The organism is Vitreimonas sp., from assembly GCF_035627415.1.
Classification (GTDB): domain Bacteria; phylum Pseudomonadota; class Alphaproteobacteria; order Caulobacterales; family Aquidulcibacteraceae; genus Vitreimonas.
Window position 1 is genome coordinate 189804 of sequence record NZ_DASPLU010000038.1, and the last position, 14647, is coordinate 204450.

General features: G+C 65.8%; 20 protein-coding genes. 14 read left to right on the forward strand and 6 right to left on the reverse strand.

Going from position 1 to position 14647, the window contains the following annotated elements; translation table 11 throughout:
• Nucleotides 1–114 precede the first annotated feature (114 nt).
• A complete protein-coding gene (htpX, locus tag VEA80_RS19670; protein ID WP_325062501.1) occupies nt 115–1026 on the reverse strand; it encodes a zinc metalloprotease HtpX in 912 nt (303 codons plus the stop codon).
• 49 nt (nt 1027–1075) lie between these two features.
• On the opposite strand from htpX, the gene VEA80_RS19675 reads away from it, so the two are divergent.
• The 9 genes from VEA80_RS19675 to VEA80_RS19715 all read left to right on the forward strand — a co-directional run bounded on the left by VEA80_RS19675 (nt 1076) and on the right by VEA80_RS19715 (nt 7896).
• On the forward strand, nt 1076–1255 hold the full coding sequence (locus tag VEA80_RS19675) for a succinate dehydrogenase assembly factor 4 (RefSeq protein WP_325062502.1): 180 nt from the start codon (nt 1076–1078) through the stop codon (nt 1253–1255).
• Between the two features lie 104 nt (nt 1256–1359).
• Nucleotides 1360–1743: a hypothetical protein gene (locus tag VEA80_RS19680; protein WP_325062503.1), complete on the forward strand. Its 384-nt coding sequence runs from the start codon at nt 1360–1362 to the stop codon at nt 1741–1743.
• Nucleotides 1744–1862: 119 nt separating this feature from the next.
• Entirely contained in the window at nt 1863–3812 is a 1950-nt protein-coding gene (locus VEA80_RS19685) for a potassium transporter Kup (protein WP_325062504.1), read from the forward strand.
• Nucleotides 3813–3851: 39 nt separating this feature from the next.
• On the forward strand, nt 3852–4184 hold the full coding sequence (locus VEA80_RS19690; protein ID WP_325062505.1) for a hypothetical protein: 333 nt from the start codon (nt 3852–3854) through the stop codon (nt 4182–4184).
• A 2-nt stretch (nt 4185–4186) separates the two neighbouring features.
• The gene (locus tag VEA80_RS19695; protein ID WP_325062506.1) at nt 4187–4360 is read left to right on the forward strand and encodes a hypothetical protein; all 174 of its coding nucleotides are present in this window, start codon (nt 4187–4189) and stop codon (nt 4358–4360) included.
• A 58-nt stretch (nt 4361–4418) separates the two neighbouring features.
• Complete coding sequence (locus tag VEA80_RS19700; RefSeq protein WP_325062507.1) at nt 4419–5357, forward strand: 2OG-Fe(II) oxygenase; 939 nt, start codon at nt 4419–4421, stop codon at nt 5355–5357.
• Between the two features lie 13 nt (nt 5358–5370).
• Nucleotides 5371–6306, forward strand: a complete 936-nt coding sequence (locus tag VEA80_RS19705; protein ID WP_325062508.1) for a 2OG-Fe(II) oxygenase — start codon at nt 5371–5373, stop codon at nt 6304–6306.
• Between the two features lie 54 nt (nt 6307–6360).
• Nucleotides 6361–7608 carry an argininosuccinate synthase gene (locus VEA80_RS19710; protein WP_325062509.1) on the forward strand — a complete coding sequence of 416 codons (1248 nt, stop codon included), beginning with the start codon at nt 6361–6363 and terminating at the stop codon, nt 7606–7608.
• 9 nt (nt 7609–7617) lie between these two features.
• Nucleotides 7618–7896 (forward strand): hypothetical protein, encoded by a 279-nt coding sequence (locus VEA80_RS19715; protein ID WP_325062510.1) that lies wholly within the window; start codon nt 7618–7620, stop codon nt 7894–7896.
• Nucleotides 7897–7987: 91 nt separating this feature from the next.
• Here the strand turns inward: VEA80_RS19715 and VEA80_RS19720 are convergent, their stop codons facing one another.
• Both VEA80_RS19720 and VEA80_RS19725 read right to left on the reverse strand, forming a co-directional pair.
• On the reverse strand, nt 7988–8914 hold the full coding sequence (locus VEA80_RS19720; RefSeq protein ID WP_325062511.1) for an alpha/beta hydrolase: 927 nt from the start codon (nt 8912–8914) through the stop codon (nt 7988–7990).
• Between the two features lie 98 nt (nt 8915–9012).
• Nucleotides 9013–9603 (reverse strand): hypothetical protein, encoded by a 591-nt coding sequence (locus VEA80_RS19725; RefSeq protein WP_325062512.1) that lies wholly within the window; start codon nt 9601–9603, stop codon nt 9013–9015.
• 84 nt (nt 9604–9687) lie between these two features.
• Here VEA80_RS19725 and VEA80_RS19730 point away from each other — a divergent pair, with 84 nt between their 5' ends.
• Nucleotides 9688–10695, forward strand: coding sequence for a YafY family protein (locus VEA80_RS19730; protein WP_325062513.1), 1008 nt, complete (start codon nt 9688–9690; stop codon nt 10693–10695).
• Nucleotides 10696–10721: 26 nt separating this feature from the next.
• Complete coding sequence (locus VEA80_RS19735; RefSeq protein WP_325062514.1) at nt 10722–11177, forward strand: DUF29 domain-containing protein; 456 nt, start codon at nt 10722–10724, stop codon at nt 11175–11177.
• Between the two features lie 560 nt (nt 11178–11737).
• Here the strand turns inward: VEA80_RS19735 and VEA80_RS19740 are convergent.
• The 3 genes from VEA80_RS19740 to trhA are packed head-to-tail and all read right to left on the reverse strand — an operon-like array spanning nt 11738 to nt 13064.
• Nucleotides 11738–11935: a KTSC domain-containing protein gene (locus VEA80_RS19740; RefSeq protein ID WP_325062515.1), complete on the reverse strand. Its 198-nt coding sequence runs from the start codon at nt 11933–11935 to the stop codon at nt 11738–11740.
• 43 nt (nt 11936–11978) lie between these two features.
• Complete coding sequence (locus tag VEA80_RS19745; protein WP_325062516.1) at nt 11979–12344, reverse strand: PRC-barrel domain-containing protein; 366 nt, start codon at nt 12342–12344, stop codon at nt 11979–11981.
• Nucleotides 12345–12404: 60 nt separating this feature from the next.
• Nucleotides 12405–13064, reverse strand: a complete 660-nt coding sequence (gene trhA, locus VEA80_RS19750) for a PAQR family membrane homeostasis protein TrhA (protein WP_325062517.1) — start codon at nt 13062–13064, stop codon at nt 12405–12407.
• A 217-nt stretch (nt 13065–13281) separates the two neighbouring features.
• Here trhA and VEA80_RS19755 point away from each other — a divergent pair, with 217 nt between their 5' ends.
• From VEA80_RS19755 to VEA80_RS19765, 3 genes are all read left to right on the forward strand, one after another.
• The gene (locus VEA80_RS19755; RefSeq protein ID WP_325062518.1) at nt 13282–13533 is read left to right on the forward strand and encodes a hypothetical protein; all 252 of its coding nucleotides are present in this window, start codon (nt 13282–13284) and stop codon (nt 13531–13533) included.
• Nucleotides 13534–13777: 244 nt separating this feature from the next.
• A complete protein-coding gene (locus VEA80_RS19760) occupies nt 13778–14044 on the forward strand; it encodes an aspartate-semialdehyde dehydrogenase (protein WP_325062519.1) in 267 nt (88 codons plus the stop codon).
• Between the two features lie 77 nt (nt 14045–14121).
• Nucleotides 14122–14646: a CC0125/CC1285 family lipoprotein gene (locus VEA80_RS19765; protein WP_325062520.1), complete on the forward strand. Its 525-nt coding sequence runs from the start codon at nt 14122–14124 to the stop codon at nt 14644–14646.
• The last annotated feature ends 1 nt before the right edge of the window (nt 14647 follow it).

The window sequence follows — 14647 nt, forward strand, 5'->3', positions numbered from 1 at the left end:
GGCGCCGGTTAACGCATCATCAACCATAGGCGCTGGGCTGCACCCCGCGCCCGGCCGAATTCATTCACAAAATCAACCCTGCTGTCATCCCCAGGGGCCCGGTCTTGCGACGGTTTAACCCCACGGCCCCCGCGTGCGCCGGGGCGCTTCGCCCCAGGGCCCGGCCGCGGACGTCGTTGGCCGGCCGAAACGGCGGGCGATCTCGCTCAGCTTGGCGATCCGATTCTTCGTGTTCGGGTGGGTCGAGAACAAATTGTCGGCGCCGCGGCCGGCGAGCGGGTTGATGATGAAAAGGTGCGCCATCGCCGGATTGCGCTCGGCGTCCATGTTCACCCGCTGGCGCGCATAGGCTTCGATCTTCTCGAGCGCCCGCGCCAAAGCGTCGGGTTCGCCGCCGATCTCGGCGCCGATGCGGTCGGCCTCGTACTCGCGCGCGCGGCTGATCGCGAATTGCACCAGCGAGGCGGCGATCGGCGCCAGCAGCATGATCAGCAGGCCGACGATTAGATTGCGGTCACGGTCGCCGAAGAAGAGGGCAAAGTTGGCGAGCATCGCCACGGCGCCGGCGATGGTCGCGGTGACGGTCATCGTCAGCGTGTCGCGGTTCTTCACGTGCGCCAGTTCGTGCGCCATCACCCCGCGAATCTCGTCGCGGGACAAAAGTCCCAGCAGCCCGCTCGTCGCGGCGACCGCCGCGTGCTCGGGGTCGCGGCCGGTGGCGAACGCGTTCGGCTGCGGGTTGTCGATGATGTAAACCTTCGGCGGCGGCAGCCCGGCGCGCTCGGCCAGCATCAGCGTGTCTTGAAGGTAGGCCTGCACGCGCGGATCCGGGTGGCGCGGATCGACCTCCTGCGCCCGGAAGTGCCGCAGCACCATCTTGTCGGCGTTCCAGTAGGCGAACAGGTTCATGCCGGCCGCGATCACGAGCGCGATCAGCATGCCGGCCGTGCCGCCGACCAGATAGCCCACCGCGCCGAACAGCGCGGTCATGGCGGCCAGAAGCATGTAGGTCTTGAGATGGTTCATCGATCTCCTCACGTGCGTTATGATATCGAGAGCGCCGGAGCCCGGTTCAATGAGTGAGAACAGCGAAACCAAGCGCAAGCTGACGCCGGAGGCCGAGCGCGCGCTGGCCGAAGCGGCGGCGCGCCGCGCCGAGGCTGAGAAGTTGGCCAAGGAAATTGGCGGCCCGTCCGGCCCGGAACCCACCCGCTACGGCGATTGGGAGCGCAAAGGCATAGCCGTCGACTTCTGATTAATTTTGTCCATCTGTGGCGAAGTTCGCTCGCCGCGCGCGAAGCGCCTTTCCGTCGCCGCACCGGTGCGCGAGAGTGCCCGCCTTACGATCGGAGAAGCTCCATGCGCGCGCTCGCCTTTCTTGCCGCTTTCGCGCTCGTCGCCGCGCCTGTGCTGACCGCGCCTAGCCTCGCCTACGCCGATGGCATCGAGCGCCCGCGCCAGCCGCGCCCGCGGCCGCGTCCCGCGCCGCCGCGCGAAGCGCCGCCCCCTGCGCCTGTGCCGCTCGCGCCGGCCGGGCCCGAAACGGTGACGCTGTCCGATTCGTTCTTCGTCGTCGGCGGCGGGGTCGGCGTCGATATCGGCGGCGGCTCGTATTCGAGCACGACTGTGATCATCCGCGGCGGCCGCGCCCACGCATCGGCGTTCGCGTTTGCCTCGGCTCGGGCCAGCGCCCACGCCGGCGGGCGGGGCCATGGCGGCCACGGCTGCGGCGGCTGCCGTTAGGGCGCCCGCTAACCAAAGCACAACGCCTCAGGGCGCATGCATTTGCCCCGCTGGATGAAAAGGCGTAAACGCGCGGCCCGACGCTAGGACCCCGTGTCCGCCCCATAGGGGAAAACTTCATGGCGCAGGCCCCGGCCGAAGCGCCCCAGCCGAACACGTCAGGAAGCGGCGCCGATGGCGGCGGCCGCGGCCGCGCGCTCGGGCACGGCGGCTTCTGGACGCTTCTGCTTGGCTCGATCGGGGTCGTCTATGGCGACATCGGCACCAGCCCGCTTTACGCGCTGCGTGAGTGCCTGCGCATTGTCACCGACGATTTCGCTCGCGCGCCGGAGCGCAATGAAGTCATCGGCATCGTCTCACTGATCTTCTGGGCGCTGATCATCGTCGTCACGATCAAGTCCGTCTTTCTGCTGCTTCGGTTCGACAACAAGGGCGAGGGCGGCACGCTCTCGCTGATGGCGCTGGTGCGTCGCGCGTTCGACAGGCGCACGGCCGTGCTGCTTGGGCTCGGCATGCTGGGCGCGGCGCTGTTCTACGCCGACGCGATGATCACGCCGGCGGTGTCGGTGCTTTCATCGGTCGAAGGTTTGAAGGCGGTGCCTGGTATCGGGCGCTATCTCGATCCTTGGATCCTGCCTATCGGCATCGTCATCCTGATCGCACTTTTCGTTGCGCAGAGTCGCGGCACCGCGCGGATCGGCGCGCTGTTCGGCCCGATTACGCTGGCTTGGTTTCTCACCATGGCCGCGCTCGGCTTGGTGCACATCTTCGACGATCCCGGGATTGTCATGGCGCTGTCGCCCCTGCCGGCGCTCGCGTTCTTCGTCAGCCACGCCGGGCTCTCCTTCGTCGTGCTCGGCGCGGTTTTCCTCGCCGTCACCGGCGCGGAAGCGCTTTACGCCGACATGGGCCATTTCGGCCGCCGGCCGATCAGCCGCGCCTGGGTGTTCATCATCCTGCCGTGCCTGACGCTGAACTATCTCGGTCAAGGCGCGCTTGCGCTGTCCGACCCGACGACGCTCGAGAACCTCTTTTTCATGCTGCCGCCAGACTGGGCGAAACTGCCGGTCGTATTGCTGGCGACCTTCGCCACCGTGATCGCCAGCCAGGCCGTCATCACCGGCGCTTTCTCGATCACGCAGCAAGCGATCCAACTCGGCATCCTGCCGCGCATGGAAATCCGCCGCACGTCCGAGACGCAGGCCGGGCAGATCTTCATGCCGCAGGTGAATTGGCTGATGCTCGCTGGGGTGTTGATCCTGTTGCTCGCGTTCGGCTCGTCCGAGCGCCTCGCGGCCGCTTACGGCATCGCCGTCTCGGGCGAGATGGTTGTCTCCACGGTGCTTGTCTTCCTGGCGATCTGGAAGCTGTGGAAGCGCCCGGCCTGGCTCGCGGCGCTGATCTGCATTCCGTTCCTGCTGATCGAGGCGACGTTCTTCTCGTCGAATATGCTGAAGGTCTGGAGCGGGGGCTTCGTGCCTTTGATGCTCGCCGCCGGCCTCGTGATCGTCATGTGGACTTGGGTGCGCGGCACGCGGCTGCTCACCGAGACGGTTCGCCGCGACGAGCCGCTGGCGAAGCTGTTCGAGACGCTCTCGCACCACCCGCCGCATCGGGTGCGTGGCGCGGCCATCTTCCTTACCGGCGATCCCGACGTGGCGCCGGCGGCGCTGATGCACAATTTGAAGCACAATCAAGTGCTGCATGAGCAGATCATCATTTTGACGGTGAAGACGATCAACGCGCCGCGCGCGCCGGAAGGCGAGCGGGTCAAGGTCGAGGACTTCCTGCCCGACGTGAAGCGCGTGACGCTGACGTTCGGCTTCATGGAAACGCCGAACGTCGTCAAAGCGCTGACCGAAGCGCGCAAGCACGGCCTCAAGTTCGACATCATGAAAACGAGCTTCTTCCTCTCGCGCCGCACTATCGTGCCGAGCGAAAAGAGCGGCATGCCGCTCTGGCAGGATCACCTCTTCATCTTCCTCGCCCGCAACGCCACTAACGCCACCGACTTCTTCCACATCCCGTCCGGCCGCGCGGTGGAGCTCGGCAACCAGGTGATGGTGTAACGGTCGCTCCGCCGCTGCTTCTGTGGCATAGTGCGGGCCATGCTTGGCGAATGGCTCCCTTGGGCGCTGGTTGGCGTCATGGCGCTGTTTTCGGTGGCGGCGCTGTTGCGTACGCCGGCCGACGCGCCGCTGCCCATGCAATGGGGGCTCGATGGTCAGCCGACTTGGCGCGCGCCGCGCATGATCGCGCTATTCTTCCCGCCGGCGCTGGCGGCGCTCATTCTCGTTTTTCTGTCCGTGGTGACGGGCGATGCTCCCGCTCCTGCATATTTGCCAGTGATCATCGCCCTCATTTTCGTGCTCGTGCACACCGTCTATCTGGTCTTCGCGTTACGCGACATCGAGCGCCGCGAGCGCAAGCGGGGGAGGTAACAATGAATGTTTGGGTCAAGCTGCTGCTCGCGCTGCTCATCGGAGCGGCGGTAGGCGCGGCCTGCGGCTTCATCGCCGGCATGTACGAGATGCCGGTCGCCGCGGTGGGCGGGGCAGCCGGCGGGATTTCTGCGGGGCTCATCGTCACTCTGTTGCGCGACAAGAAGAGCGCATAAGACCGCGTTGCCAGGCGAGGCGGATGGCTTAGCATGAGCGGCGCGAGAGGAGCCGCGTTTGACGTCCGCCGACCTGGGTTCATTGCAGCAGCGCGCAGCCGCCGGTGACGCGCGCGCGCAGTATGAGCTGGGCTCGCTGCTGCTGGTTGGCCGCGGCGCGCCGTGGGCGCCGGAGCAGGCGTACAAGCTGATCGACGCCGCCGCCGCGCAGGGCGAGGCGAACGCGCTGCAGCTCGCGGCGGTGCTGGCCGCGCTCGGCGAAGGGCGGTCCCAGGATTGGGCGGAGGCGCACGATCTGGTCGCGCGCGCGGCGCAAGCGGGGGATGCGCGCGCGCAAGGCCAGCTCGCGCTGCTCGGCGCGCCGTTCGAAGCGCAGGCGTGGCTCGCCCCGCCGCAGCCCAAGCAGCATTTCGACGCGCCGCGCGTGCTGACGTTCGAGCGCTTCATCTCGCCCGAGACCTGTGAGTGGATCCGCAACATCGCCGCGCCGCGGCTCGAAGCAGCGCGGGTGAAGAACCCCGAGCGCGGCGGCGCCAACGCGGACAGCTACCGCAGCAATACCGGCATGGGTTTGAGCGTGCTCGACACCGATCTCGTCGTGCAGCTTGTCCACGCCCGCATCGCCCGCGCCATCGGCGTGCCGGTGCGTCAGCAGGAGCCGACCAACGTGCTGCACTACGAGCCGGGCCAGGAGTACAAGCCGCACTTCGATTTCATCGATCCCGGCGTCGCCCACTTTGCACAGGAAGTGCAGCGGCTCGGGCAACGCATCGTCACCTTCCTGATCTATCTGAACGACGACTATGAAGGCGGCGCCACCGCGTTTCCGCGGCTCAATTGGAGCTTCAAGGGCAGGCAAGGCGATGCGCTCGCGTTTTGGAACGTCACCGACGGCCGGCCCGATCCGCGCACGCTGCACGCCGGCGCGCCGACCACGCACGGCGTCAAATGGCTGTTCTCCAAATGGGTGCGCGACCGCGCGCTGCCGTTGGTCTGAGCGAGGCTGAACGATGGATCCGCGCCTCTCCAAACCCAGCGCCGCGCCGAGCGATCCGCGCACGCAGGTGCGCCAGGCGCATCTCATGCTCACCGGCAAGCTGCCCTCCTTCGGCGATCAGGCGATCAAGCTGGTCGAAGCAGCCTGCGCGCAGAAATCGGCCGAAGCGCTGCTCTATCACGCCGCGCTCGCCGCCCGCGGTCACGGCCGGCCGCAGAATCTCGACGACGCTTTCGCCTACGTCGCCGAAGCGGCGGCGCTCGGCGATACGCGCGCCAAAGGCCAACTGATGGCGCTCGGCGGCAAGCTCGATCGCGAGGCCTGGTTCGCCCCGGTCGAGATGCGCCAGCATCACGCTGCGCCGCGCGTGTTCACGGTCGACAATTTCCTGTCCAAGCCGGTCTGCGCCTGGCTGATGAAGCAGGCCAAGAAGAACCTTCAGCCTGCACCGGTGCAGCTCGCGGCGCGCGGCGGCGCGTTCGCGGTGGAGGGCAGCCGCTCGAACACCGTCGCCGGCTCGCACGCGCTGCAGCCCGATCTCGTCATGCAGCTCGTCAATCTGCGCATCGCCGCCGCGATAGGCGCGCCGCTGGCGCAGCAGGAGCCGACCAACGTCCTGCACTATGCGCGCGGTGAACAATACGTCCCGCATTTCGACTTCTTCACCGAAGCCGAGGAAGCTGGCTTCGCGCACGAGCTGCGCACAATCGGCCAGCGCATCTGCACCGTGCTGGTCTATCTCAACGACGGCTACGAAGGCGGTGAGACCGATTTTCCGCGCCTCGGCTGGCGCTTCAAGGGCAAGCCGGGCGATGCGCTGATCTTCTGGAATCTTTCCACCCACGGCCAGCGCGAGATGGACTCGCTGCACGCCGGCCTGCCGGTCACGAAGGGCGAGAAGTGGCTGCTCTCGAAATGGGTGCGCCAGCGGCCGGTGCCGTTGATTTGACGCCGCCGCTGTGAAAGGAAGGCCGCGTTTTCGCGCAGGACCTCCGAGCCCCCAATGACGCAGCCCAAAGTCAAGAAAGTCGTGCTCGCTTATTCCGGCGGCCTCGACACCTCCATCATCCTGAAATGGCTGGAGGAGACCTACGGCTGCGAGATCGTCACCTTCACCGCCGATCTCGGCCAGGGCGAGGAGCTGGCGCCGGCGCGCGAGAAGGCGCTGAAGATGGGCGTGAAGCCCGAAAACATCTTCATCGACGACCTGCGCGAAGAGTTCGTGCGCGACTTCGTCTGGCCGATGTTCCGCGCCAACACGCTCTACGAAGGCCAATACCTGCTCGGCACCTCGATCGCGCGCCCGCTGATCGCCAAGCGCCAGATCGAGATCGCCAACCTCGTCGGCGCCGACGCCGTCTGCCATGGCGCCACAGGCAAGGGCAACGATCAGGTCCGCTTCGAAGTCAGCTATTACGCGCTGAAGCCGGACGTGAAGGTGATCGCGCCGTGGCGCGAATGGGCGTTCGAGGGGCGCCCGGCGCTGCTGGAGTACGCGCGCAAGCACAACATCCCGATCGCCAAGGGCAAGGAGCAAGCCGCGCCGTTCTCGATCGACGCCAATCTGCTGCACACATCGAGCGAAGGGCTCGCGCTCGAAGATCCCGACGTCGAAGTGCCGGAGATCGTCACCAAGCGCCAAGACCGCCGCACGATCACGCCCGAAGAAGCGCCCGATCAGGCCGAAACCGTGACGCTCAGCTTCGAGCGCGGCGACCTCGCGGCGATCAACGGCAAGCCGATGAAGGCGCACGAGCTGCTGGCGGAGCTGAACCGGCTCGGTTCGAAGCACGGCGTCGGCGGGCTCGATCTGGTCGAGAACCGCTATGTCGGCATGAAGTCGCGCGGCTTCTACGAAACGCCCGGCGGCACGATCCTCTGGCACGGCCATCGCGCCATCGAACAGATCACGCTCGACCGCGGCGCCGCGCACCTCAAGGACGAGCTGATGCCGCGCTACGCTTCGCTCATCTATAACGGCTTCTGGTGGACGCCCGAGCGCCTGATGCTGCAGGCCGCGATCGACGCCAGCCAGGAGAGCGTCACCGGCGACGTGAAGCTGAAGCTCTACAAGGGGGGCGTCCGCACCATCGGCCGCTCTTCGCCATACTCGCTCTACTCCAAGAGCCTCGTCGGCTTCGACGAAGCCGGCGGCTACAACCAGGCCGACGCCGAAGGCTTCATCAAACTCAACGCGCTGCGCCTGCGGATTCTGGCGGAGCGGGATAAGAAGCGCGGGAAGAACGAGTAGGAGGGCGCCATGAAGCGAAAGTTGTGGGTGTTGGCGATGCTCGCCGGCGTGGTCTTGTTCGCCGGACTCGCCATCGTCATGGTGGCCGGCGTTCCCATCGGGGATGGCCGCGTGATCTACTCGCGCGGAATCTGGCCGATCATTTCAGTACTGACGGCAGGCGCCTGCGCCGCCGGCATTTTCATGAAGCCGCGCGAGTTTCGCGAAGCCATGCGGCCGGTCGAGCCGGAGGTGAAGGAAGCTGCCTGGCTCGCCGAGTTCCGGCGCGATCGCCCGCCCGAACGCTGATCACTCCGCCGTCAGCGCAGCTTAGGCGCGTTTCAGCACTGCGTTCCCTGGTTGCCCTCCACTGTGGAAACGAGCGCCGGCCAAAGCGCGCTTATTGCTCCGGCGCAAATTGCGTCGCGCCCGATGTCGGCCGATCCAGATAGCCCTCGATCACGCGCGCGATATCAGGGCCTTGTCCGAAATTGTAGTGCGTGTAGCCCGGCACGATCGCAAGCCGCGCGCGCGAGAATTGCGGCTCTCCCGTCCAACCGGCATCGCGCACGCCGCCGCCGAACAGGGCAAAGAAGTCCGCGATATGCCGCGTTGAGACCGCGTCGTGGTCGGCGAACAGCAGCAGCGTCGGCATGCGCAGCTGCGCAATCTCGGCGCGCCAGTCGTAGTCCTTCCTCATCAGCTCGCCCATTCGGTCGAGCAAGAGCGGAAACTGGTCAGGATGCGGCGCGACTTCGGCATAGCGCGCGTACAGCGGCGTTTGCTGCATCATTGGCGCTTGCGCCGAGCTCACGGCCTCCATCCCTTGCAGAACTTCGGGATACCAGCCGTCACGCTCCGCCGCAGTGGAGATGACAATGAGGTTGCGCACCATCTCCGGATGTTGGATCGCCATGCGGATCGCCGCATCACCGCCGTGCGAGTAGCCGGCGACGTCAGCTCGGGCGATATTCAAATGGCGCAGCACCGCGGCGACATCGTCGCCGTTGCGCTCGTGACTCATCGGCGTTTGCCGCAGCGCCGTGCGGCCGTGCCCCTCGAGATCGATGCCAATGACTTGGCGCTCGCGCGACAGCGGTCCGATCGTTTGAGCCATCGAGCTGATGTCCATCAGTCCGCCCGCCATCACCACGATCGGCTCGCCCCTCCCGTAGATCTCGTAATAGACGCGCAGGCCTTCTGCGCCTTCGGCATACCCGGATCGCGCAGGCTCGAGCGGCACGTTGACCTCGGGTTCCGCTTGCTCCCGCGCGCAAGCGGAGAGCAGGGCGGCAGTGATGACAGTCAAGAACGCACGGCGGATCATTGGCGTCTCTCCAGGCTGGCGTCTTGAGTTAGGACGAATGGCGCGCGGGGAAACCGACAGGGAGCGGCGCCGCGGCGCGCGCCATGGGGCGCTGCGCCTCACGCCCGCCTGAACTGCATCTCCCAGTTCACTTCCCACGTCTGGCCCCCATCGGCTGAGAACGCTTGCTCCCAGCGCGGCGAAGTCGTGCGCGTGTCGGTCCAGCGGAAGCGCACCTTGATCGGCTGGCCGTTCAGCGTGTCGTCGCCAGTGAATTCGCCGACGCCGTCGACGAACCCGCCGCGGACCGGCGGTTCGATCGTCGCCGGATAACGCTCGTCCAGCCACCAGATCGACCATTGCCGCGTCTCGCGGTTGAACGCGCGCACGCCCATGGCGCGGTAGGCGCCGGATGGAATCTCGACAACGTTGTCGTCGACATTGCCGAAGCCGCCCATCGTCTTGCGCATTTCGCACCAGCCGTCGAACGCCTCCCACTCGGTGCTGCCTACGAGCCGGCCTTTGAGCCGCCGATGGCGCACGTTCCAGGCGCCCTCCAGCCAATCCCAATCATGCGCATGCGCGGCCAAATCCCGATCTTCAGACATTGCTTCTTCTCCCGTCGCTGCGCTGGCGCAGCCTGCGAGCGCGAGCACCGCGGCGGCGCCGGCCAGGCCGGCGCGGCGGGTTATGTGTGATGCAGCGGTCATGAGCGCTCTCCATTTCTGACGGTGAAACTGATAGCGGGCTATACCTGTCATCGAATGTCAGGTATTTACGGCTAAGCTGAAAAAATGCGCTCCAGCCGTCTACTCTCCATCCTGCTCATGCTGCAGTCGCGCGGGCGCATGAGCGCGCAGGCGCTGGCGGAGGAGTTCGAGGTATCGGTCCGCACCATTTATCGCGACATCGATAATCTCAGCGCCGCCGGCGTGCCGGTCTATGCCGAGCGCGGCCGCGACGGGGGCTTCGAACTGCTCGACGGCTATCGCACCCAGCTCACCGGCCTCACCGCGAGCGAAGCCGAAGCGCTGCTGTTCGCGGGCCTTCCCGGCCCCGCCGCCGATCTCGGCTTGGCCGACGCGATGGCGGACGCGCAGCTCAAGCTGATGGCGGCGCTGCCGCGCGAGAAGCGCGAGAGCGCCGAACGCATCGCCTCGCGCTTTCACCTCGATCCCGTCGGCTGGTATCAGCATGCGGATCGCGCCGAATTGCTGCCGGCGCTCGCGGCGGCGGTTTGGACCTCGCAGCGCATCCGCGTGCGCTATGAAAGTTGGAAGGGGATCGTCGAGCGCGACCTCGATCCGCTCGGCCTCGCGCTCAAGGGCGGCGTCTGGTATCTGGTCGCCCGCGCCGGCGGCAAGCCGCGCACCTATCGCATCTCCAACATCCGCGCACTCGAGACGCTGAGCGAGAGCTTCACCCGTCCGCGCGATTTCAAGCTCGCTGAATATTGGAAGGCCTGGGCGCAAGATTTCGAGGCGCGGCTCTATAAAGGCAAAGCGCGCGTGCGGGTCTCGGCCGTGGGCATGAAGGCTCTCTGCGCGCTCGCGCCCGCCGTGCAGGAGATGGCCTCGCGCACGGCCGGGCGCGCCGACAAGCACGGCTGGCGCGAAGCGGAGATTCCGATCGAAAGCGTCGACCACGCCGCGCGCGAACTGCTGAAACTCGGCGCCGAAGCAGAAGTCCTCGCGCCGCCGGAGTTGCGCAAGCGCATGGGGGAGGCCGCGGCGGCGCTGGGAGCAATTTACGCCGAGGATGGCAAACGTCGGCGTCCTCGTGCGAGGAGGGCTGCGGCGTAGTACGTTTTCTGCTATCGTCAGCTCCCATGGCCGCTGACGACCTCTACGATCGCGACTTTTACCTCTGGACCAAGGCCCAGGCGGATGCCTTGCGCGCGCGCGGCCGCGGCTCGAACCAGATCGATTACGATGTGCTCGCCGACGAGGTGGAAGACATGGGGCGGGCCGAACGCAACAAGGCGGCGAGCCTGACTACGCGGATCATCCAGCATCTATTTTACCTCGCATGGTCCCACCAGACGCTGCCGCGCGGCGGTTGGCGCGCAGAAGTTCGCGTGTTTCGCGATGATCTGGAGCGGACGCTGACGCCCACCATTCGCGCCAAAATCGAGAGCGACCTCGAAGACCTGCACCAGCGCGCTCTTCGCGCCGCCGAAGATGGATTCGCCTCCTACGAACCGGAGGCGCCGCGAGACGTCACATTGCGTTGGTCGTTCGCGCAAATTTTAGGGGAAACGGATGATCCGCTCGGCCAAGCCTGAGCCCTCTATCCCCGCGCTTTTCCCGAAAAAGCCCGTGCAATCAAATGCCGGAAAGAAATCTATCCTACACCTGAAAAGCTGAGCGATAATGGCCTCATCCTTCGCACGGGAGGTCTCGTTGCTAGCCGGGCATCCAGACGCGAAGGACGCGATTGAGCGTGAAGCTGCGCTCACGTTTCTCAGCGTGCTGGGAGCGTGAATGCGGCTGAAGCCCGCGGGAGAGCAGCGAAGGCGCTAACCGCGGGAGCATACGGGCGCCGCTGAAGGCGGCGGCGCCGCACGCGGTCGGGGACCGATCCAGGAGAGTGAAACACCTCCCCGTGACGGCCCGATCGAAAACGATCGCGACAGGGCGCGTGGTTCGCGCACAGCCAGTCGCAAGACTGGATGACTACTCGCTCGGCGCAAACCACGCGCCCTGCCTCCCAACTCCGGAAGCGCCGCGCGCTGTCCGGTCAGCAGCGCTCTTTCTCAAGTCCGGTGTTGAAAGGCGCGAGAAAGCGCGAGCCGGAGCAGCGCGCGCACTGTCTCGGCGCGCAGGACCATCGGTATCGCAAAGGTCACGCCAGTTCGCGATAGCGATAGCGATTGCGAATCTCGCGGTTGAAGTAGCTGCCCTTGGCGAAAGCGCCGCGCAAAGATTGGTGAACTTCGGGCGGCACGCCTTCGTAGACGTAGCGGCGTCCTGTCACGAACGTCACCTGCAGCTCCCAGCGCTGCGCGTCATATGCGAATGTCTTTATGACGGTCGAGGGCATATGGAAGAAGGGGCGCGCCCGCGAGCGCAGGCGCGCTCACGGATCAAGTCCAGTACTGATCGACGCGATAGAAGGCGTAGCTCTGGTCGCGATAGGCGATGCCGTCGTTGCGGGTGAGCTCTTCGAGCGTGTCGCTCGGCGCGGCCTTCAGCTCTTCTTCCGTGTACGGCACGACATAGGCGTCCTCGTCCTCGTCATAGTCGAGCACGGCCCACGGCAGCGGATGGAATTTCTCGCCCATCTTCAAGACGCCGCCGAAACCGACGACGGCGAACAGGATCGAATTGCTGAGCTTGTCGAGAACAAGGTCTTCGACGACGCCGATCTTGTCGCCACTGGTGCTCTTGACCGGCGTGCCGATCACCTTCTTGGCGCGGATCGCGGTTGAATGGCCGGATGCTGTGGGCATGGGCTCGCTCCTCTCTTGGGATGGAGCCCGCTCAACCTTCGTGCGCCCGCGCCTGTTCCGTCAGAGCACCAGGCCGTAGAGCACCGCGCCGTAATGGCCGGCTGCGCCGATGATCACGCACGCGTGCCACAGCGCGCGGCGGAACGGGATGGCGTGATTGAGATAGAGCAGCACGCCGCCGGAATAGGTGACGCCGGCGACGACAAGCATCGCGACCGCCAGCGGCGGCAGCGTCGGCACGGCGGGGCCGAGGATGATCACCGCGAGCCAGCCGAAGGCCAGATAGATGAAGCTCCAGGCGCGGTCGGAGAGCTCGGGGTAGAACACTTTTCCCGCAGCGCCGGCGAACGCCATCATCCAGATCGCCGCCGTCACCGCGATCGCGAATTGCGGCGGCAAGAGCTGGATGGTGAACGGGGTATAGGAGCCGGCGATCATCAGGAAGATCGCCGCCTCGTCGATGCGCCGCAGCACGCGGCGATACGGGTTGGGCTTGGTCAGATTGTAGACGGCGGACGCCGCGAGCATCGCCATCATGCACATGGCGTAGATGGCGCCGGCGGTCGCCATCGGCACGCCGCGATTAACCAGGGCGACAGAAACCAGAAGGCCGCCGCCGATCAGCGCCGCGAGGATCCCGACCGCGTGAACGATGCCGTCCGCCGCGTGCTCTACCCGGTTGGGATAGTGCTCGGCGAGTTCGTGTTCATCAGCGGTCAATAGATCCGATAGCGCCATACCTGTTGCGTCTCTTGTCGTTGTTGAGGTGCGAAATGGGACGCGCCTCCACCCGATATAGTTCCTCCGCATTAACGCCCGATGATTCCAACGCGTTTTTTCAGCAACACAAGCGCGTGAGCGCGCGGCGCAAGTGCAACGTTCACCATGCGCGCGGAGCGCGTTCGCGTGTGGCGCGATTTTCGCACGCTCGGCGCTCATGCGTGCCAATCGTCCCAATGCGGAAACGCTGCGCGCCGAAGCGCGAGTGCTCACGACGGCCGGGGTTATCCTGCTTGCCGCCGGCTTCCCGATGACGCTCCTGCTCACGGCGCAGGCGCTGACCTCGGACGGGGCGTCCCCGTTCGTGCCGCTCGCCGCCGGCGCCCCGCCGATCATGCTCGGCTATCTCGCCTGCCACTTCGCCTCCGCCCGCATGGCGAAAGCGAAGCTGCTCGAAGCGGGGCGCTGAGCTGAGCGCTGCGATTTTGCGCGACTGCGCGCGATGACTTCAACGCGCGCTGACGGCTTCGCGTGCCGCACCACGCTGAAATGTGCGGCCTTTTATGGTTAATACGCCGACGCTTGGCAGCCTCTCGGCGCGATTGCTAGCCGCGCTTAAGTATTGACGCTGTAATGACGGATCAGTCAGGCTCGAACACTGAGGAACTGAAAGGACAGCCGAGGCGTCTGTTAAGCAAGAGATAGAAGGCGACATGCGGCACGACGAGCTAACACTGCGTCTCAACGGCTGGCGATTGGCTACTGCCGAAGTGCTCTATTACATGCCGGACCATCCTTCCGTGCTGCAGAGCTTCATGTGGCAGACTTTGGACCTCGCGCCCGAATATCCGCGCATCCACAAGTTCCTGGATTTCTGGCGCCGCGAGATCGACGCCGTGATCCATTCTGTCCGCTTGGCTAGCGGCGAAACGCTCGCGCCGCCCAAAATCAGCGCAGCTGGTCCCATTCTGCACCACTGACTTCACTTGTTTGCGATTGGCGCGGTGAACCACAGTTCACCATATTGCGTTGGGCAAGGGACGAGATGGAGATCCCCATGCGAGCGCTTCTGCTCGCGGCCGCGGCTGGGCTTTTGGCAGCGTGCGCGACCGCGACCCCGTATCAGCCAAGTGCGGCGAACAACGCCTACGGCTTCTCCGAGCAGCAGATCGAGAACAACCGCGTCCGCATCACGTTCCGCGGCAACACGCTGACGGAGCGCGAGACGGTCGAAACCTATCTGCTCTACCGCGCCGCCGAACTCACGCTGCAGGGCGGCTACGATTATTTCATCGTCGCTAACCGCGACACCGAAGAGCATTCGCGGCTGCAGTCGACCGGCCCTTATCGTCCGCGCTTCGGCTTCGATTATTGGTACTTCTCGCCGCGGCGCGGCTGGAGCCCGTGGTACGATCCGTTCTGGGATGAACCGTCCAGCTATCGCGAAGTGACGCGCTACGAAGCGATGGCCGAAGTGGCGATGTTCCGCGGTCCGAAGCCAGCGAACGATCCAAATGCGTTCGACGCGCGCGAAGTGCAGCAGAACCTGCAAGGCCGCATCGTCCGTCCGCCCGCGAGCTAAG